This window comes from Mucilaginibacter sp. NFR10 (assembly GCF_900100445.1).
In the GTDB taxonomy this organism is placed as follows: domain Bacteria; phylum Bacteroidota; class Bacteroidia; order Sphingobacteriales; family Sphingobacteriaceae; genus Mucilaginibacter; species Mucilaginibacter rubeus.
Map to the genome: position 1 here is coordinate 142,861 of NZ_FMTV01000004.1, position 20,368 is coordinate 163,228.

General features: G+C 43.2%; 17 protein-coding genes. 14 read left to right on the plus strand and 3 right to left on the minus strand.

Features of this window, described 5'->3' with window-relative positions; all coding sequences use genetic code 11:
- Positions 1 to 104: 104 nt before the first annotated feature.
- The 4 genes from BLP33_RS14990 to atpC all read left to right on the plus strand — a co-directional run bounded on the left by BLP33_RS14990 (position 105) and on the right by atpC (position 5,691).
- The gene (locus tag BLP33_RS14990; protein ID WP_090530062.1) at positions 105 to 2,507 is read left to right on the plus strand and encodes an ABC transporter permease; all 2,403 of its coding nucleotides are present in this window, start codon (positions 105 to 107) and stop codon (positions 2,505 to 2,507) included.
- A 183-nt stretch (positions 2,508 to 2,690) separates the two neighbouring features.
- Positions 2,691 to 3,677, plus strand: coding sequence for an NAD(P)H-quinone oxidoreductase (locus BLP33_RS14995; RefSeq protein ID WP_090530066.1), 987 nt, complete (start codon positions 2,691 to 2,693; stop codon positions 3,675 to 3,677).
- Positions 3,678 to 3,851: 174 nt separating this feature from the next.
- Complete coding sequence (gene atpD, locus BLP33_RS15000; RefSeq protein ID WP_090530069.1) at positions 3,852 to 5,357, plus strand: F0F1 ATP synthase subunit beta; 1,506 nt, start codon at positions 3,852 to 3,854, stop codon at positions 5,355 to 5,357.
- A gap of 82 nt (positions 5,358 to 5,439) precedes the next feature.
- A complete protein-coding gene (atpC, locus tag BLP33_RS15005) occupies positions 5,440 to 5,691 on the plus strand; it encodes an ATP synthase F1 subunit epsilon (RefSeq protein ID WP_090530072.1) in 252 nt (83 codons plus the stop codon).
- A 222-nt stretch (positions 5,692 to 5,913) separates the two neighbouring features.
- Here atpC and BLP33_RS15010 read toward each other — a convergent pair whose 3' ends face one another.
- From BLP33_RS15010 to BLP33_RS15020, 3 genes are all read right to left on the minus strand, one after another.
- Entirely contained in the window at positions 5,914 to 7,419 is a 1,506-nt protein-coding gene (locus tag BLP33_RS15010; RefSeq protein ID WP_090530075.1) for a TlpA family protein disulfide reductase, read from the minus strand.
- Positions 7,420 to 7,563: 144 nt separating this feature from the next.
- Positions 7,564 to 7,953 (minus strand): Fic family protein, encoded by a 390-nt coding sequence (locus tag BLP33_RS15015; RefSeq protein WP_229701751.1) that lies wholly within the window; start codon positions 7,951 to 7,953, stop codon positions 7,564 to 7,566.
- Positions 7,907 to 8,614, minus strand: coding sequence for an ankyrin repeat domain-containing protein (locus tag BLP33_RS15020; RefSeq protein WP_090530078.1), 708 nt, complete (start codon positions 8,612 to 8,614; stop codon positions 7,907 to 7,909). The genes BLP33_RS15015 and BLP33_RS15020 overlap by 47 nt, the downstream gene beginning before the upstream one ends.
- A gap of 389 nt (positions 8,615 to 9,003) precedes the next feature.
- On the opposite strand from BLP33_RS15020, the gene ilvD reads away from it, so the two are divergent.
- The 10 genes from ilvD (at position 9,004) to BLP33_RS15070 (ending at position 20,087) form a co-directional block, all read left to right on the plus strand.
- On the plus strand, positions 9,004 to 10,710 hold the full coding sequence (ilvD, locus tag BLP33_RS15025; RefSeq protein WP_175490025.1) for a dihydroxy-acid dehydratase: 1,707 nt from the start codon (positions 9,004 to 9,006) through the stop codon (positions 10,708 to 10,710).
- A gap of 137 nt (positions 10,711 to 10,847) precedes the next feature.
- Positions 10,848 to 12,584 (plus strand): biosynthetic-type acetolactate synthase large subunit, encoded by a 1,737-nt coding sequence (ilvB, locus tag BLP33_RS15030; protein WP_090530081.1) that lies wholly within the window; start codon positions 10,848 to 10,850, stop codon positions 12,582 to 12,584.
- A 20-nt stretch (positions 12,585 to 12,604) separates the two neighbouring features.
- Entirely contained in the window at positions 12,605 to 13,207 is a 603-nt protein-coding gene (ilvN, locus tag BLP33_RS15035) for an acetolactate synthase small subunit (RefSeq protein ID WP_090530083.1), read from the plus strand.
- Between the two features lie 249 nt (positions 13,208 to 13,456).
- Positions 13,457 to 14,515: a ketol-acid reductoisomerase gene (ilvC, locus tag BLP33_RS15040; protein WP_090531289.1), complete on the plus strand. Its 1,059-nt coding sequence runs from the start codon at positions 13,457 to 13,459 to the stop codon at positions 14,513 to 14,515.
- 161 nt (positions 14,516 to 14,676) lie between these two features.
- On the plus strand, positions 14,677 to 16,104 hold the full coding sequence (gene leuC / locus BLP33_RS15045) for a 3-isopropylmalate dehydratase large subunit (protein ID WP_090531290.1): 1,428 nt from the start codon (positions 14,677 to 14,679) through the stop codon (positions 16,102 to 16,104).
- Positions 16,105 to 16,145: 41 nt separating this feature from the next.
- Positions 16,146 to 16,532 (plus strand): GxxExxY protein, encoded by a 387-nt coding sequence (locus BLP33_RS15050; RefSeq protein WP_090530086.1) that lies wholly within the window; start codon positions 16,146 to 16,148, stop codon positions 16,530 to 16,532.
- An 87-nt stretch (positions 16,533 to 16,619) separates the two neighbouring features.
- Positions 16,620 to 17,210, plus strand: a complete 591-nt coding sequence (gene leuD, locus BLP33_RS15055; RefSeq protein ID WP_090530089.1) for a 3-isopropylmalate dehydratase small subunit — start codon at positions 16,620 to 16,622, stop codon at positions 17,208 to 17,210.
- Positions 17,211 to 17,255: 45 nt separating this feature from the next.
- On the plus strand, positions 17,256 to 18,095 hold the full coding sequence (locus BLP33_RS15060) for a methyltransferase domain-containing protein (protein WP_254780154.1): 840 nt from the start codon (positions 17,256 to 17,258) through the stop codon (positions 18,093 to 18,095).
- Positions 18,096 to 18,151: 56 nt separating this feature from the next.
- Complete coding sequence (gene leuB / locus BLP33_RS15065; protein WP_090531295.1) at positions 18,152 to 19,222, plus strand: 3-isopropylmalate dehydrogenase; 1,071 nt, start codon at positions 18,152 to 18,154, stop codon at positions 19,220 to 19,222.
- Between the two features lie 109 nt (positions 19,223 to 19,331).
- Positions 19,332 to 20,087 (plus strand): methyltransferase domain-containing protein, encoded by a 756-nt coding sequence (locus tag BLP33_RS15070; protein WP_090530092.1) that lies wholly within the window; start codon positions 19,332 to 19,334, stop codon positions 20,085 to 20,087.
- Positions 20,088 to 20,368: the final 281 nt, after the last annotated feature.

Below are 20,368 nucleotides of genomic sequence, written 5' to 3' on the forward strand. Positions count from 1 at the left end.
CCAGTTCAGTTATATAACACTGCTTTTTAACTTTATTTAACAACCAGTTTTACAATTGGTTACCTACCTTAGCTATCCTGACATCACCTGTAAACCAATCCGTCATGTTGAAAAACTTTATCCGCATAGCCTTTCGCGGGCTGTTAAAAAACAAAGCTTTTACCATTATTAACATCCTGGGTTTAGCAGTTGGGCTTGCAACCTGCCTGCTAATTGTTTTTTATGTATTTGATGAATTGAGTTATGACAGGTTTAACCTTAATGCCAACCACATATACCGGATTAATATGGATATGAAATATGGCGGCAATGTGGCTTCATACGCCATTACTCCTCCCCCATTGGCGGCAACACTAAAAAACAATTATCCCGAAGTTGAACGGAGCGCCCGGCTTATCCACGACCAGGGTGTGCGCGTTAAAAAAGAAGGCGAATATGTTCAGGAAGAAAAGGTTGTTTACGCCGATTCGGAGCTATTTGACGTGTTCACCCTGCCACTGATAGCGGGTGACCCAAAAACCGCGCTTACCGAACCAAATACCCTGGTAATTACCGAAAGTACCGCGAAACGATATTTTAACGATACTCATGTATTGGGCAGGGTGATAAATTTAAGTGATAATACCAATTACAAAATAACCGGGGTAATGAAAGATATCCCCTCTCAATCGCACTTTAATTTTGATTTCTTTTTCTCGATAGCACAACGTGCCGATGCCAAACTTGCCGACTGGAATAACTTTAGCTATACAACCTATGTGTTGCTAAAAGCCGGTACTGATCCCAAAGCTTTCGAAGCCAAATTACCTGCTTTAATGAAAAAGCAGCTTGGCGAAAACTATGCGCAGCTTGAACAAAGCGGCAACTATTTTCACCTCAATATTTCGCCGCTAACTGATATTCATTTAAAATCGAACAGACAGTACGAACTTGGTGCCAATAGCAGCGCAAGTTACGTATACATATTTTCGGCAATAGCGCTGTTTGTGCTGTTAATAGCCTGCATTAATTTCATGAACATGTCTACCGCCCGCTCGGCCAACCGGGCCAGGGAAGTTGGCGTTCGTAAAGTCCTGGGTTCATCACGAGGGTTCCTGATAGTTCAATTTCTTTCCGAATCGTTACTCATAACGTTTTGCGCAGCAATAGTATCGGTGGTGGTGGCATGGGTTTTATTGCCTTTATTTAATGAAGTATCGGGTAAACACCTTTCTGTAACATTGCAGGTATTTTCATGGTTTATACCCATTATGCTCCTGATCATTTTATTGGTAGGTTTACTTGCCGGCTCCTATCCGGCGTTTTACCTATCGGCATTTCAGCCTGTTAACGTATTAAAAGGCAAGGTGGCTACAGGCTTTAAAGGTGGCAGATTACGTAATTTCCTGGTTGTGTTTCAGTTCTCCATCTCCATATTTTTAATTATCGGCACGCTGGTCATCTACAATCAGCTTAACTATATCAGGCACAAAAATTTAGGTTTCAACCGTAACCAGGTTATGGTAATAAAAGATGTTGGTGTAATGGAGAATGCCAAAATGTTTAAACAGGAAATTAAACACCTTGCAGTAGTTAAAAACGCTTCATTGAGCGGCTTTTTACCTACCGGAGTTGTCCGCGCACCGGATGAAGTATTCAGAAACAGATCTGTAAATCCTAAAAGCGCCCTGTTTACCGAAGTTTGGCCTATTGATGACGATTATCTGCCCACTATGGGCATGGGACTGGCAAAGGGCCGCAATTTTTCGCACCAGTATGCAACCGATTCATTGGGCGTTATTATTAACGAAACTGCTGCCAGGATGCTGGGTTTTGCTAATGACCCGCTTAATAAAACGGTATACCGGGCAACAAATTCAGCTAATCAACCCATCAAAGAATATCATGTTATTGGCGTTGTGAAAGATTTTAACTTCAGTTCATTAAGGGATAATATTACACCTGTAGTGATGTTTTTTAATGACGACCAGGGGGCGTTGAGTATAAAAATGGAGTCGAAAAACACGGCTGCCTTTATTACGCAGGTACAAAAGATATGGAACCAGTTTGCTCCTAACCAGCATTTTTCATACTCATTTATGGACCAGGATTTTGATGCCGCGTATCGTACCGAACAGCGCACCGGCAAGTTGTTTTTAATTTTTACAGCCCTCGCTGTGATCATTGCCTGTCTCGGTTTGTTCAGTCTGGCGGCTTATGCCGCAGAGCAGCGCAACCGGGAGATCGGCATTAGGAAAGTGCTTGGCGCAAGTATCACCACCATTGTAACCATGTTGTCGAAAGATTTTGTTAAACTGGTAATCATATCATTTGCAATAGCCGCCCCTTTAGCCTGGCTCACCATGAATAAATGGCTTCAGGGCTTTGCCTATCGCCAAAATATCCAATGGTGGGTGGTGATATTGGCCGGCTCGGGGGCTGTACTTATTGCCTTTGCTACCATCAGCCTGCAATCGTTCAGGGCAGCGGCGGCCAACCCGGTTGAGAGTTTGAGGGATGGGGATTAGTTTTGTTTTATTAGGTTAAAGGCGAAAGGTAAAAGGATAAAGGTCAGAAATATCGACTGGCGCAAGTATGAGGGGCGGGAAGAGGGCAATGGATACATGTGTCATTTCTGCTTGTATCGTCGAAGAACGAAAACTTTCCGGACAAACATTTTAGCGCTAACTTAGCTTTCAACTACACAATCTATGAAAGCAATAGTGATCACCCAACCCGGCGGGCCCGAAGTTTTGCAGCTTGCTGAAAGGCCTAAGCCGGTTATTGCCAACGACGAAGTGCTGATAAAAGTAATGGCCGCGGGCATCAACCGTCCCGATATTTTTCAGCGCAAGGGCAATTATCCGCCGCCGGCAGGTGCGCCGGCGGATATCCCCGGCCTGGAAGTGGCCGGTATCATTACTGAAGTCGGTAAAAAAGTTACCCGTTGGAAACCCGGTGACAGAGTTTGCGCTTTGGTTACCGGCGGCGGTTATGCCGAATATTGTAAAGCGCCCAAGGGCCAGTGCCTGCCTGTTCCTGCCAATTTAAGCTTTCCCGAAGCAGCTTCTCTCCCCGAAACATTTTTCGCCGTTTGGAGCAATGTATTTGATCGAGGCAGCCTTCAACCCGGCGAATCATTGCTGGTACATGGCGGATCGAGCGGCATTGGTGTTACGGCTATTCAAATGGCCAAAGCTTTAGGCAGCTCCGTTTATGTAACAGCCGGATCTGATGAAAAATGCAGTTTCTGTGAGCAGCTTGGCGCGGATAAAGCCATCAACTATAAAACGACTGATTTTAAAGACGCGATCAATTCGCTTACCGATGGTACAGGCGTTAATGTGATCCTGGATATGATTGGCGGCAACTATATGCCAGGCAATATTGATTCGCTGGCTGTTGAGGGGCGGCTGGTCATGATCAACGCAATGAATGGCCGCGAAGTACAGCTTGATTTGGGCAAAGTAATGGCAAAAAGACTGATCATTACCGGCTCGATGCTACGCAGTAGGGACACAGCTTTCAAAGCAGCCATCGCCCAAAACCTTGAACAAAAAACATGGCCATTGTTATCGTCAGGAAAAATCAGGCCCATAGTGTACAAAACTTTTGATGCCGGCGAGGCCGCCGAAGCTCATAAGCTTATGGAAAGCAGTACTCATACAGGCAAAATTGTATTGACTTTCGTGCAATAAAAGCAAACAATTAGCAATGTTGAAATTATCCTCCAAAAATCTTAAAACACTATGTAAATAATTGGATAGAAATCTTAACTTTGCGCCTCTGAAATAGCATCTTATACATTCCTGTTACAAATGATGTATGTTGCTGTTCAGTAAAAGCATTTTTTAAAAAACACCAGGTTATATATGCCAAACATTGGAAAAATTTCAAGGATCATTGGTCCGGTAGTCGACGTAAGTTTCGCTGATGACGCTCATCTTCCTAAAATTTATGACGCATTAGAGATCACGAAAGACAATGGCCAAAAAGTTATTTTAGAGGTTCAGCAGCACTTAGGCGAAGACCGTGTACGTGCTATCGCGATGGACTCGACCGACGGCTTGTTACGCGGTATGAAGGTATTGGATACCGAAGCTGCTATCAAAATGCCGGTAGGTGATAATATCAAAGGTCGTGTATTTAACGTGGTAGGTGATGCTATCGACGGTATCCCGAATCTTGACAAAGTAAATGGTCGCCCTATTCACGCAACCCCTCCAAGGTTTGAAGACCTATCTACCGAAACTGAAGTACTTTTTACAGGTATTAAAGTTATCGACCTTTTAGAGCCTTATGCAAAAGGTGGTAAAATTGGTTTGTTTGGTGGTGCCGGTGTAGGTAAAACTGTATTAATCCAGGAACTGATCAACAACATCGCAAAAGCTTATGCAGGTTTATCTGTATTTGCCGGTGTTGGTGAGCGTACACGTGAAGGTAATGACCTTTTACGTGAGATGCTTGAATCAGGCATTATAAAATATGGCGACGCTTTCATGCATTCAATGGAAGAAGGCGGTTGGGACTTAACTAAAGTTGATACCGAAGCCATGAAAGATTCAAAAGCAACGTTCGTATTCGGTCAAATGAACGAGCCGCCGGGTGCACGTGCACGTGTGGCCCTTTCAGGCTTAACTATTGCCGAGTACTTCCGTGACGGTGATGAAGATGGTAAAGGTCGTGATATCCTTTTCTTTATCGACAACATCTTCCGCTTTACACAGGCAGGTTCAGAAGTATCAGCACTATTAGGTCGTATGCCATCAGCAGTAGGTTACCAGCCAACACTTGCAACCGAGATGGGTACCATGCAGGAGCGTATCACTTCAACCAAACGCGGTTCAATCACTTCGGTACAGGCCGTTTACGTACCTGCGGATGACTTGACCGACCCGGCGCCGGCTACAACCTTCGCCCACTTAGATGCTACTACTGTACTTTCACGTAAAATTGCCGAGCTTGGTATTTATCCTGCGGTGGATCCATTGGATTCAACCTCGCGTATCCTTAGCCCAGCTGTTTTAGGTGATGAGCACTACAATACAGCTCAACGTGTTAAAGAAACTTTACAACGTTACAAAGAGCTTCAGGATATCATCGCCATCTTAGGTATGGACGAGCTTTCTGAGGAAGATAAGCTAGTTGTATCACGCGCACGCCGTGTTCAGCGTTTCTTGTCACAGCCATTCCACGTTGCTGAGCAGTTCACCGGCTTAAAAGGTGTACTGGTTGACATCAAAGATACCATCAAAGGTTTCAACATGATCATGGACGGTGAAGTTGATGAGTACCCTGAAGCAGCTTTCAACTTAGTTGGCAGCATTGAAGATGCTATTGAAAAAGGCAAAAAGCTGTTGGCTGAAGCTAACTCTTAATAAGAAGCAAGAAAATAAGACTCAAGAATCAAGAACAGGAAAAGCCTGGCTCTTGATTCTTAAATCTTGAATCTCAAAAAGCATGACATTAGAAATTCTTACTCCCGATAAAAAAGTTTACGAAGGCGAGGCCTCCTCGGTAACCTTACCTGGTGCTTTGGGATTATTTGAAATACTGAACAACCACGCCCCTATTATTTCCACCCTTCACGATGGCAAACTTACCGTACGCGGTGGTGCAGCTAAAGAAGAAGTGTTTTTTATTAAAGGTGGTGTTGTTGAAGCATTGAACAATAAAGTAACTGTTTTGGCCGAAGGCATTCAGCACAAATAGGCGCTACTTTATAAATTTATAAAGCCCGGATAAGCTTTTATCCGGGCTTTTTTGTACCCTTTTTTGGGGAGGATACGTAAACGCCATTTTTGCAAAGTACGAAGCAATCTCCTATTAGCAGAGCGGCCCATGCAAACAAACTACCCTGTAATTGCCCTGGGGATTGCTTCATACCTTACAATCAATAATGACCTATATTTTTATCAATCATAACCTTTCTCGTTAATGCGCTTGTTTCAAAGCCTTGTCAAGCTCTGCTGTAAGTGTATACCCGGATGATGGCCTTTCGCTGTTATTATTTACAATCTTGCCATCGGTTCCGATTGTAATATAATGAGGGATACCTGTTACGTTATATTTTTGACATACCGGGTTTCTTGTCCAGCCCTCTGCAATGAGGTTGACACCACTTACATTTAATGAGGCCAAACTACTTTTCCACGCTTTCTCGTCCGAATCAACACAGATGTTGAGGAACACTACATTCTTATCTTTATACCGCTCATGCAAAGCTGCAGTCGTGTTCTTTATTTCGTAAACGCAAGGGCCGCATCCTACGCCCCAAAAATCGATATACACTACTTTTCCCCGGGAGCTTTTCAAGGACACCACCTCACCCTTATCATTCTTCAAACTAAATTCAGGCGCCAGATTACCGGGTTTTAATTGCCGTACAGTTGCATAAAATTGCGCAAGAGTATCTGCATATCTTGGCGTTTTAACCTTAGTTTTAAAATCCTTGTAGATGTTCTCAGCATCGTCAAACGAATAGTAACCAAAATCCATCTCTATGGCTTTCGTTACAAACCAATCACGAAGCTCAATTAAATGAAGATTGGCCAGGCCCAGATAATATTCATCCCACGCAGGAGCAAAAGGCGTCATTTTCTTATCCCAATCCGATCCTATTATCGTTGTATTATTCAATCCCTTATAAAATCGGACGTAGTTAAAAATAAATTCTTTGTAGCTATTGCTGTTTTTAAAAGAAAACTCTGATTGGGCGTGATATGCTCCGGCAGGAAATTGCTGATTGAGCGCTTTTCCTGTAGCAGAGGTGTCGTTTATATGCAACTCATATTTAGATAACAAGTGATGACTATTCAAAAAACCAACATACTGATAATAAACATCGGTAATTAACTTCTGACTTTCGGGATGATCAAGATGCACCGCAGCTGTCATCATCACTTTATTATATAACTTATTGATCTTCTCAAACTTTGCGGAATCGGTGAGTTTATTATCATATAAGGATTGTCCCAAATCCATCGACTCTTTACGGTAGAGATTATACATCAGCATCATGGTTTGCAACCGCTCGTTTGTATGCTGGAAAGGAGAGGTGATGCGGAATGTGCTTTTAAAGTCCTTATTATCCCAACTAAGTACCAGGGTATCGTTCCTTTGGGCGCAAACGGTGATAGCATCATCATTGAGGTACAGATAGATATCTTCGGTATCTCCGTCAATATTTATAGCTGTATTGAAATTGCCGTCCTTATCAACCGGTATTGTTAATGAGTAGTTAGTTAAATCGCCGGTTACAGCCATCTCCCAATATTTATCAGTAAAGTTTTTGACGTTCCCTTTAATTACAGCCGTGGCTTTTGGAGTTGAGACAATTAGCGGCTTATTTTCAGCAACAGCTTTAACAGGTTTCTTTTTTATCTGGGCATTTGCCGTTGCTACTAAGAGCAGTAGAATTATACAGGTTAGGTTTTTCATTCAGGGTGACAGGGTTAGATTATTTCAAATATAAAGAAATAAACTATTCGAATAAATCAACTCTTATTTTTAATTCTACAACTTAGGATTCATACTTACCATTTTACGGGGTGCAAATGTGCAGAATAATGGGTACTGAACTATTTAAAGAGATTGAGGCAACATCAGCAAAAAAGGCAGAGCCGCAGAATAATCCAGCAACTCATATTCCAGTCCCAGCAGCCTGATGTTATTGATGGTCATAGTGATATTTTTCCGCTTGCAGGAACCAGGCTTTAGGACCGAGCTTTCGGATATGAACCATTTTTCAAACAGGCGTGCAGTACGTCCATTGCCATCTTCAAAAGGATGGATCTTCACAAACATCAAGTGGATCATTGAGGCAGAAAAGAATGCTTCCGGAACGGCCAACTTAGCTTGCAATAACAGCTCGATATCATTAAAAAGCGACTCCAGTTTTTGTTCGACCAAATCAGACGAAGCCTCGCTAAAGCAAATCACAGATTTCTTTGTAACCGTTGCTTTTAGCAGCATCGCAAATACTCACCCCATCCTTATTAATAAAGGTTTTATCGGCATGATGCTGTAGCAATAATTTAACTATTTCGGCCAGGCCCTGTTTAGCAGCTAAAAACAAAGCCGTTTCGCTATCCCGATTTACCGGGTTTGGATCGGCACCTTTTTCAAGCAGTAACTTTATCACATCATAGTGCCCCTTATAAGAGGCTATTAATAACGGGGTAGATTTATCTGCCGCTTTACAATTTACATCAACTCCTTTGGTTAACAGCAAGGCAACCGTTGTTGCCTGTCCGTTTCTTGATGCTATAATGATGGGGTTCCAATTGTGCTCGTCTTTAGCATTAATATCTGCACCTTTTTCAATCAGGTAGGCGGCCATTTCGGTACTGCCGCTTTGGCAAGCCACCATCAGGGGTGTCCAATTTGATTTTGGAACAAAGCTTAAATCAGCTCCCGCTTCCACCAACATCTTTACAGCTTTAAGATCGTTTTGCCCTACTGCTTTAAGCAAGGGTGTCATATCATTTTTACCTCTTATGTTTATATTCTTTGGTGATTTCAATAATTCGGAAAGCTGATCGTAATTTTTGTTTTCGATGGCGGTAAATGCATCTTGCGAGAAACTTTTTGTTACGCTAAATAGCAGTAATGTCAGGATTAGGATTTTGTTCATTGTAAGTATATGATATTAATGCCTGAAACTAATCATTTATCAACTTCCATTAGCACAGCCGGATACTTTTTTTCTAAAGTTAAATTACCATTCCTCCCATTTCAGGCAGAAAATCGACAACTTACTATGCATGCATAAAAAACATACCGAATACCGTTTTGAACTTTGGTATATTTCATTAAAAATTTTATATCTTTATTTTAAAATAAAACAGAATTAAATTTTATAAAATAAAAAAAATTAAAATAAACTACTTATTTCAAAAAATCAGTGCCTACTATTGCTATTGCCTGATGCTATGGCTACCTTACATATATTGATTTTCGATACCAAGTAAACCAGTATCATCAACAAAATTAAATACTAAAACTGTCTACATATCTAACAAAATGAGTTCATCATCAGATACCACCAACGCTATAGAATTGAACAAGTATAGCAAAACCTTTACCCAGGACCCAACCCAGCCTGCTGCACAGGCCATGCTTTACGGGATTGGCTTAACCGACGATGATATGCGCAAAGCACAGGTCGGCGTGGCCAGCATGGGTTACGATGGTAACACTTGCAACATGCACCTCAATGACCTGGCTAAGCTGGTTAAACAAGGTATCTGGGATGAAGACATGGTAGGCCTCATTTTCCACACTATAGGTGTAAGTGATGGCATGAGCAATGGTACCGAAGGTATGCGTTACTCATTGGTGAGCCGCGATATCATTGCCGACTCAATTGAGGCTGTAACCGGCGCTCAGTATTATGATGGCTTAATTACACTACCGGGTTGTGATAAAAACATGCCAGGTTCCATCATGGCTATGGGCCGTTTAAATCGTCCTTCAATCATGGTTTACGGTGGTACTATCAAACCAGGCCACTGGAAAGGTGAAGACTTGAACATTGTATCTGCATTTGAGGCTTTGGGCAAAAAGATTGCCGGCCAGATAGATGATGTTGATTTTATGGGCGTTATTAAAAATGCCTGCCCAAGCGCCGGCGCCTGTGGCGGTATCTATACAGCGAATACCATGGCTGCCGCTATCGAAGCATTGGGTATGAGTTTACCGTATTCATCATCAAACCCTGCCCTAAGCGCTGAGAAAAAAGCAGAATGCCTTGCCGCCGGTAAAGCTATCAAGGTATTGTTAGAAAAGGATATTAAACCATCAGATATCATGACCCGTGAGGCATTTGAAAATGCAATTGTTGTGATCATGGTATTGGGCGGCTCAACCAACGCTGTATTGCACCTGATTGCGATGGCAAAAAGCGTTGACGTTAAATTAACCCAGGATGATTTCCAGGCTGTAAGTAACCGGATCCCGGTATTGGCCGATATGAAACCAAGCGGTAAATACATGATGGAAGATCTGCACAACATTGGCGGTGTTCCGGCTGTAATGAAATACTGTTTAGAGCAGGGCTGGTTACATGGTGATTGCCTTACTGTTACCGGTAAAACCATTGCCGAAAACCTTGCTGAGATCCCGGCCCTGGAGTTTGAGACTCAAAAGATCATCAAACCGAAAGAAAACCCTATTAAAGCTACCGGTCACCTGCAAATTTTGTACGGAAACCTTGCCGAAGGTGGTAGCGTTGCCAAAATCACCGGTAAAGAAGGTGAACGTTTCACCGGCCCTGCCCGTGTATTTGACGGCGAGTTTGAACTGATTGCAGGTATCCAGAGCGGCCGTGTTAAAAAGGGCGATGTTGTGGTGATCCGCAACGTAGGCCCTAAAGGCGCGCCAGGCATGCCGGAAATGCTAAAACCAACCTCGGCCATATTCGGTGCCGGTTTGGGTAGTTCAGTTGCATTAATTACAGATGGACGCTTTAGCGGCGGTACGCATGGCTTCGTCGTCGGTCACATCACACCCGAGGCTTACGATGGCGGGTTTATAGCGATGGTAAAAGACGATGATATCATTAATATTGATGCTGTTGCCAATACTATAAACGTTTCGCTACCGCAAGAAGAAATAGCCGCACGCCGTGCCGCATGGCAAAAACCGGCGCTGAAGGTTACCAAGGGTGTGTTATACCGTTACGCTAAAAACGTAACTACCGCTGCCGAAGGCTGCGTTACCGACGAATAATTAATGAACAAAATGGCTCATAAAAAAGCCATGAATAAAATGAACACAAACTAAGCCCGTTCATTTTAGCAAATTAGAGACAGATAGAATAAATCAGTTTAGCACCAAAAAGTGCTGTGAATATAAAAAATACAGGTATGGAAACTGCACAAGAAACCTTAACCGCGCCAGCCGCCACCGAAACCGTAAACGTTTCAGGATCGGTAGCATTATTGGAAGCATTGATAGCCGAAGGTACCGATACCATTTTTGGTTACCCAGGAGGCGCTATCATGCCCATTTATGATGCTTTGTTTGATTATAATGATAAACTGAACCATATACTGGTACGCCACGAACAGGGCGGTATTCACGCCGGCCAGGGTTATGCACGTACATCGGGCAAAGTGGGTGTGGTATTTGCCACCAGCGGCCCGGGCGCTACCAACCTGGTAACAGGCTTGGCCGATGCCCAGATCGATAGTACCCCATTGGTTTGTATCACCGGACAGGTATTCGCGCACCTTTTAGGTACCGATGCCTTCCAGGAAACTGACGTAATCAACATCACCACCCCGGTTACCAAATGGAACTACCAGGTAACTGATGCCACCGAAATCCCGGAAGTTATTGCCAAGGCATTTTACATTGCCCGTAGCGGCAGGCCAGGTCCGGTATTGATAGACATTACCAAAAACGCGCAGATCCAGTTGTTTGATTTCGCAGGTTACAAACCATGCGATCATATCCGTAGCTACAGGCCGAAACCAATCGTTCGTCCGCAATATATTGAGCAGGCTGCTGCCCTAATCAACAGCGCTCAGAAACCTTTCATCCTGTTTGGTCAGGGTGTTATTTTGGGCGGTGCCGAGCAGGAGTTTAAAGCCTTTGTTGAAAAAAGCGGTATCCCTGCAGCATGGACAGTGCTTGGTGCCGGTGCTATCCCTTCCGATCACCCGTTAAATGTTGGTATGTTAGGTATGCACGGCAACTACGGCCCTAACGTGTTAACCAATGAGTGCGATGTATTGATCGCGATAGGTATGCGTTTTGACGACCGTGTAACCGGTCGCCTGGATAAATATGCTAAACAAGCAAAAGTTGTTCACTTAGATATTGACCCTGCCGAGATCGACAAAAACGTAAAATCAACCGTACCGGTTTGGGGCGATTGCAAGGAAACACTTCCATTGCTGACCAAGGCCATCGAAAAGAAAGAACATACAGAATGGTTAGCTAAATTCAATGATTACACCCGCCAGGAAGTTGAGGCCGTTATCCATAACGAACTTAATCCAACTACGCCTGAAATGACTATGGGCGAGGTAATCAAACAGCTTAACGAGATTACCAAAGGCGAGGCAGTTATCGTTACCGACGTAGGTCAGCACCAAATGGTAGCATGTCGCTACGCTAAGTTTAACAATACCCGCAGCAACGTAACCAGCGGTGGTTTAGGAACCATGGGTTTTGCATTGCCTGCTGCTATAGGTGCTAAATTTGGCGCTCAGGATCGTACTGTAGTAGCTATTATTGGCGATGGAGGTTTCCAGATGACCTGCCAGGAATTGGGTACTATTATGCAAAGCGGTATCGATGTAAAAATTATCATCCTTAATAACCGCTTCCTGGGCATGGTAAGACAATGGCAGGAATTATTTAATCAGCGCCGTTACTCATTTGTTGATATTCAAAGTCCGGATTTTGTGGCATTAGCCGCAGCATACCGCATCCAGGGCAAATTAGTTGATGACCGTGCAGATTTGACTGCAGCATTAAATGAAATGCTAAGCGCACCGGGATCATTCCTTTTAGAAATAATGGTTACCAAAGAGAACAACGTATTCCCGATGGTACCACAAGGATGCAGCGTAAGCGAGATCAGGTTAAAGTAAGCCCTCTAAAAAACAGAATCATGAGCGAAGCAGAAAAAAAACAGGAATTTAACATCACCATATATACCGAAAACCAAATTGGTTTATTAAGCAGGATAGCTATTATATTTACACGCCGTAAAATCAATATCGACAGCCTGAATACTTCTCCGTCGGAGATTGAAAGTATTCACCGTTTCAATATTGTAATTAACGAATATGAAGAGGTAGTACGTAAACTTACCCGCCAGATAGAAAAACAGGTTGAGGTGTTAAAAGCATATTATCACACCAACGAAGATGTGATTTGGCAGGAATTAGCGTTATATAAGGTATCAACCGATGTAATTGCCGAAAAGGTTAGCGTTGAGCGTTTACTACGCGAAAACGGTGCTCGCGCGGTAGTGATCCGTAAGGACTACACCGTGTTTGAAACCACCGGTCACCGCGAGGAAACCGATAACCTGATCAACATATTACAACCTTACGGCCTGATTGAGTTTGTACGCAGCGCCCGTGTTGCTATCATTAAAGACAGTGAAGGCTTTAACAGCAAACTGCGCGAATTTGAAAGGCTTGAACCAGGTGAAGAGGTAATCGAAAATGAATACCTTAACCAGGGTGAGAAGGTGTTTACGATGTAAACCCGCCGAAGGCGGAGAGATTAGTGATTGGAGAATAGAGATTAGTTGAGTTGGTTCATGGTTGATAAATCATGGTTCATAGCCGGAAGTCTTAATCAGTGAAATCAACGTAATCAAAACCCATCAACGGTCAAAATCGGTGTAATCATCCAATAATCGGTGAAATCCCAAAAGAAAATAAATTACTCAATACAAATAAAATCGGTGAAATCACCACTAATCGGTGAAATCACAAAAATCAAAAAAACAATGGCAAAACTAAATTTCGGCGGCACTGAAGAAAACGTAGTAACCCGCGAAGAGTTCCCTTTATCAAAAGCTCAGGAAGTATTAAAAGATGAAGTAGTAGCGGTAATTGGCTACGGTGTACAAGGTCCGGGCCAGGCCCTGAACCAAAAAGACAATGGTATCAACGTAATTGTTGGTCAGCGTAAAGGCACTAAAACTTGGGATAAAGCTATCAGCGATGGTTTTGTACCCGGCGAAACACTTTTTGAAATTGAAGAAGCCTTGCAAAGGGGAACTGTGATTTGCTACTTATTGAGCGATGCAGCCCAGATTGCGTTATGGCCAACTGTTAAAAAACACTTAACCCCAGGCAAAGCTTTATATTTCTCTCATGGCTTTGGTATCACTTTCAACGAGCAAACTGGCATCGTACCTCCTGCTGATGTTGATGTGTTCCTGGTTGCTCCTAAAGGTTCAGGTACTTCATTACGCCGTATGTTCCTGCAAGGCCGTGGCTTAAACTCAAGCTACGCTATCTTCCAGGATGCTACCGGTAAAGCATTTGATCGTGTTATCGCTTTAGGTATCGCTGTAGGTAGCGGTTACTTATTCGAAACTAACTTCAAAAAAGAAGTATACAGCGATTTAACCGGCGAGCGTGGCACTTTGATGGGTTGTGTTCAAGGTATCTTCGCTGCTCAGTACGATGTATTGCGTAGCCATGGTCACTCTCCATCTGAAGCATTTAACGAAACTGTTGAAGAGCTTACCCAATCATTAATGCCGCTTGTTGCTGAAAACGGTATGGACTGGATGTATGCTAACTGCTCAACTACTGCTCAACGTGGTGCCCTTGACTGGTGGAAAAAATTCCGTGACGCTACTAAACCAGTATTTGAAGAGCTTTACGAAAGCGTTGCTACAGGTAAAGAATCTCAACGTTCTATTGACTCAAACAGCCAGCCAGATTACCGTGAAAAACTGGATGCCGAACTGAAAGAATTACGCGAAAGCGAATTATGGCAAGCAGGCAAAACCGTACGCAGCTTACGCCCTGAAAACCAGGTTGTAGAAGCTTAATAAATTAGGTGAAAGCCGAAAGGTAAAAGGCGAAAGCCTTAAAATAAACTCACCAACACGTCATTGCGAGGCACGAAGCAATCCCAAACTTTACAGATCGGATCTGCTAATCGGGGATTGCTCCGTACCTCGCAATGACGTTACTAAAGAAAAATAATAAAATGGGACAAACATTATTTGATAAGATCTGGGATGCGCACGTCGTCAGCAGCAGCGAGGGGTTCCCGGATATTTTGTATATCGATACACATTTCATTCACGAGGTAACCAGTCCGCAGGCATTTGATGGCTTGCGTCAAAGAGGCTTGCCCGTTTTCAGGCCAAAACAAACTGTGGCCACTGCAGATCACAACGTTCCAACCATTGATCAGCACTTACCCATTAAAGAAGAACTTTCACGCTACCAGGTAGATATGCTCACCAAAAACTGTAAAGAGTTTGGTGTTGAGCTATATGGCTTAGGCCACCCGTACCAGGGTATCGTTCACGTTATAGGCCCCGAGCTGGGCATCACCCGTCCGGGTGGTACTTATGTTTGTGGCGACAGCCATACTTCAACCCACGGCGCTTTTGGTGCTATTGCCTTTGGTATAGGTACATCTCAGGTTGAGCAGGTGTTGGCTACCCAATGTTTACTTCAATCGCGCCCAAAACGCATGAAAATTGAAGTGAACGGAAAATTGCAAAAAGGCGTTGGTGCCAAAGATATTATCCTTTACATCATATCGCAGATCTCGGCTGCCGGAGGTACCGGTTATGCTGTTGAGTATGCAGGCGATACCATCCGCTCACTGAGCATGGAAGGCCGCATGACCATCTGCAACATGAGTATTGAGATGGGTGCACGTTGCGGACTGATTGCTCCCGACGAAACCACCATCAACTACGTAAAAGGCCGTGAATTTGCTCCTAAAGGCGAAGAGTGGGACAAAGCAGTTGCTTACTGGAAAACTTTATACTCGGATGCTGATGCATCTTTTGACGAAGTATTATCCTTTAAAGCCGAAGATATTGAGCCGATGATCACCTACGGAACCAATCCGGGTATGGGCATCGGTGTTACACAACACGTTCCTGAAACAGCTTCATTTGAAGCCAAAGAGCAGGGATCATATAAAAAAGCCCTTGATTACATGGGCCTGCACGATGATGAAACACTATTGGGTAAACCAATTGATTACGTCTTCATCGGCAGCTGCACCAACTCGCGCATTGAAGACCTTCGTCAGGTTGCCGAGTTTGTAAAAGGCAAACACAAAGCTGATAATGTTACCGTATGGGTAGTTCCCGGCTCAAAACAAGTACAGCAGCAAGCCATAGCCGAAGGCCTCGATAAAATATTTAACGAAGCCGGTTTCCCACTTCGCGAACCAGGCTGCAGCGCATGCCTTGGTATGAACGAGGATAAAATCCCGGCAGGTAAATATTGCGTATCAACCTCAAACCGCAACTTTGAAGGAAGACAAGGGCCAAACAGCCGTACTTTCCTTGCCAGTCCGTTAACAGCGGCTGCGAGTGCAATTACGGGTGTGGTTACGGATATCAGGTCGATGCTGTCTGAATCAGAATTTGCAGAATTGGAGAATTAACAGAATTTAAAAAAGCATAGCTGTAAACTCTGATTAACCAGATGGAAAAAGATACGCTCACGTACAAAATTATTGGTTGTGCGATGCGCGTTCATAATACATTGGGCAACGGATTTCAGGAAGTAATTTATCAACGTTGTTTAGCTATCGAATTTGAAAAAGCAGGAATAAGCTTTGCAAGAGAGTTAGAACATACGATATTTTATGAAGGGATTGGGGTTGGAATAAGAAGAGCGGATTTTGTAGTTGAGGGGAAGCTATCGGTCGAGTTAAAAGCTATCATTAATTTGGATGACGTACATTTAGCACAAGCAAAAAACTATACCGTTACTTATGATTTCCCGATAGGTTTGCTGATAAACTTTGGTAGCCAAAGTCTCCAATATAAATTGATCTTCAATCCAAAATATAACATTAAACTAAATTGAATAACATAGAAACTGAGTTTAAGATTAGCATTTTGCAAATAACACAAGCATTCTGTAAATTCTAAAATTCTGTAAATTCTGATTCAGATGGCAACTAAAATATTTAAACACATTCAAACCAGCGTAGTGCCTTTGCCTATCGAGAATATCGATACCGACCAGATCATCCCTGCAAGGTTTTTGAAGGCCACAACCCGAGATGGTTTTGGCAATAATTTATTCCGCGATTGGCGTTTTGATGAGAACGATAATCCTAAAGCTGATTTCGTGCTTAATCACCCAACCTTCAGCGGTAAAGTCTTGGTAGCAGGCAAAAACTTTGGTTGCGGCAGTAGCCGTGAGCACGCTGCATGGGCCATATCTGATTATGGTTTCGATGCAGTAGTGAGCAGCTTTTTTGCTGATATCTTTAAAGGCAATGCCCTTAACAATGGCTTATTACCGGTACAGGTAAGTGACGATTTTCTGAAAAAGATCTTCGATGCCGTTTATGCCGATCACAAAGCTGAAGTAGAGATCGACCTGGAAAGCCAGACCATTACCATCTCATCAACCGGCGAAAAAGAAAGTTTCGAGATCAACCCATACAAAAAGGCCTGCCTGATAAACGGTTACGATGATATCGACTACATCTTAAGCCAAAAAGGAAAAATTGAGGAATTTGAGTTAGCAAGATAGACGATAGTTTATAGTCCATGGACCATAGATTAAAACTAAATGGCTATGGACTATGGACCATCGACTATGGACCAAACTAATGAACTAATGAACCAACAAAAACATATCCAACGAGAAGGTAAAGGTACCGCCAAGTTATTCGACGAACGGAGTTTAGCGAATGATTATGCAACCCTTGCCCCCCTGCTTAGGCCTGGCCTGAAGGTACTGGACGTTGGTTGTGGTACCGGCGCTATTTCTAAGGATATTGCCGCGTTGGTTGGTGAAAGCGGTCATGTTACGGGCATTGATAATACCGAATATTTTATCCAGAGCGGTAAGGAAACTTATGCTTCGGTTCAAAATATGGAGCTCATTTATACCGATCTGTTCAGTTTTGAACCCGGAGAAAAGTATGACCTGATTGTATCGGCTCGTGTTTTGCAATGGTTGAACAACCCAGTTGAGGCTTTGAGGAAAATGTATTCGTTGTTAAAACCTGGTGGCACAGTATCCATTTTGGATTATAACCACGAGGCTTTGCAATGGCAGCCGCAGCCACCGGCAAGTATGCAGCGTTTTTATGCTACTTTTTTAAGGTGGCGGGGCGATGCAGGTATGAACAATCATATTGCCGAAGACCTGCCCGAATATTTGCAGGAAGCTGGGTTTACCAATATCGAAGTATTTAATGCCGATGAGGTTTACCAAAAAGGCGAATATAACTTTGAAGGCAAAGCAGGCATTTGGGCAAAAGTAGCTCAATCAAAGCAAATGGTTGAGGAAGGCTACATCGACGATGAATCGCGCTTGCAGGCCATTGACGAGTATACCCACTGGGTAGAAAACGAGGCCGAGCAAATGGTGATGAAACTAAAAGAAGTACGCGGTGTAAAACCCGAATGAAATAAAATCTATAAAAACAAAAACCGCTGCCACAGGCAGAGATTAGGGTTATGGGAATTAAAAAACATATATTAGTAATACCCGGCGACGGGATAGGCCCGGAGGTTACCACCTGGGGTAAAGCAGTTTTAGAAAAAATCGGTCAGGATTTTGGCCACGAATTTACGTTCGACGAAGCCCTGATGGGTCATGCGGGTATCGAGGCAACCGGTAATCCACTGCCTGATGAAACACTGGCTAAAGCTAAAGCAAGCGATGCTATCCTGTTTGGTGCTATCGGTCACATCAAATATGATAATGATCCGTCGGCCAAAGTGCGTCCGGAGCAGGGATTATTAAAAATCCGTAAGGAGCTTGGCTTATATGCCAACCTGCGTCCTATTATGCTGTTTGATGAGCTTCTGGATGCATCAAGCCTTAAGCCCGAGATATTAAAAGGTACCGATATCCTTTTCTTCCGCGAATTAACCGGCGACGTTTATTTCGGCGAGAAAAAACGTAGTGAAGACCGCAATACAGCTTCCGACCTGATGATTTACTCACGTTACGAAGTTGAGCGCATTGCTATTAAAGCATATGAGGCAGCCCGAGTACGTGGTAAAAGGTTATGCTCTGTTGATAAAGCAAATGTACTGGAGGCTTCACGCCTGTGGCGCGAGGTTGTACAGGAAATTGCCAAACAATACCCTGATGTTGAAACCGAGTACATGTTTATCGATAACGCAGCTATGCAACTGGTAAAAAATCCTAAAAAGTTTGATGTGGTATTAACTGCCAACCTTTTTGGTGATATCCTTACCGACGAAGCGTCGCAAATTGCAGGTTCGATGGGTATGCTGGCTTCGGCTTCGGTAGGTGACGGCACAGGATTTTTCGAGCCTATCCATGGTTCGGCACATGACATTGCCGGTCAGGATAAAGCAAATCCGCTGGCATCAATATTATCAGTAGCTTTAATGCTTGAAATTAGTTTCGGCTTAAAAGAGGAAGCGAAAAAGATAACCGACGCTATTGATAAAACACTGAAAGACGGCTACCGCACCGGCGATATTGCTGATGCTAATACCGATAAAGCCAAAATTTTAGGCACTACGGCAATGGGTCAAAAAGTACTGGAGTATTTGTAGGCTGAGATTAGAGATCAGGCAGGGAACCGGTGAAATCATTAATCAATCGGTAAAATCCCAAAAAACAAAATCGGTGTAATCAAAAACATCGGTGTAATCATATAAAACAATGAAATGGAACGCTGATTTATACGACCAAAAGCATGCCTTCGTATTTAAATACGGAGAGGATGTACTTGAGTTGCTGGATGTGAAACCTGGTGAGCGCATCCTCGATCTGGGTTGTGGTACAGGCCATTTAACTAAACAAATACAGGATAAAGGCGCTATTGTAAAAGGCACTGATTATTCGCCCGAAATGATAGCTCAGGCTAAACAGCTTTACCCTGACGTGGACTTCGCGGTAGAGAACGCGGCTGATTTTCACGCCGAAGAAAAGTACGATGCTGTATTTTCAAACGCAGCGCTGCATTGGGTGCTTGACGCCAATGGTGCTATCCACAGCGTAGCCAAAAGCCTTAAACAGGGCGGCAGGTTTGTTGCCGAAATGGGCGGCCAGGGCAATGTTGAACGTTTGATCGAGGCTACCAAACTGGTACTGCATAATCATGGTTACAATGAAAAAGCTGATACCAAAGTATGGTATTTCCCTTCGGTTGGCGAATATGCCACCAAACTGGAAGAGCATGGCTTCAGGGTTACCTACGTGATTCATTATGACCGTAAAACCCCGCTGCAGGATGGCGATCAGGGCGTAGCCAAATGGATTACCATGTTTGGCGCACAGTTTTTAGAAGGCATTCCAGATGATGAGAAAGAGCAGATTCTGACCGAGATCACCAAAAAGCTTGAACCTTTTTACAATGAAAACGGCCAATGGTACGCCGATTACAAAAGGTTAAGGTTTATTGCCATTAAAAAATAGGACTTAGATATGAGACGTGGGATCTGAAAGCAGATGTGAAACGTGAGATTTGAGATATGAGACTTTTTGCTTAACTTAAATTTTAGTTTCCTCTAACAGATTGTAAATCTCAAGCGAAATAAAATATAAATAAAAGATGGATAAGATAAGGGCCTCAAATCTCATATCTAACATCTCAAATCTAATTAAAAAACTGATGTAAGGTAATGAGTCTCAAATCTCATATCTAACATCTCAAATCTAATTAAAAAACTGATGTAAGGTAATGGGTCTCAAATCTC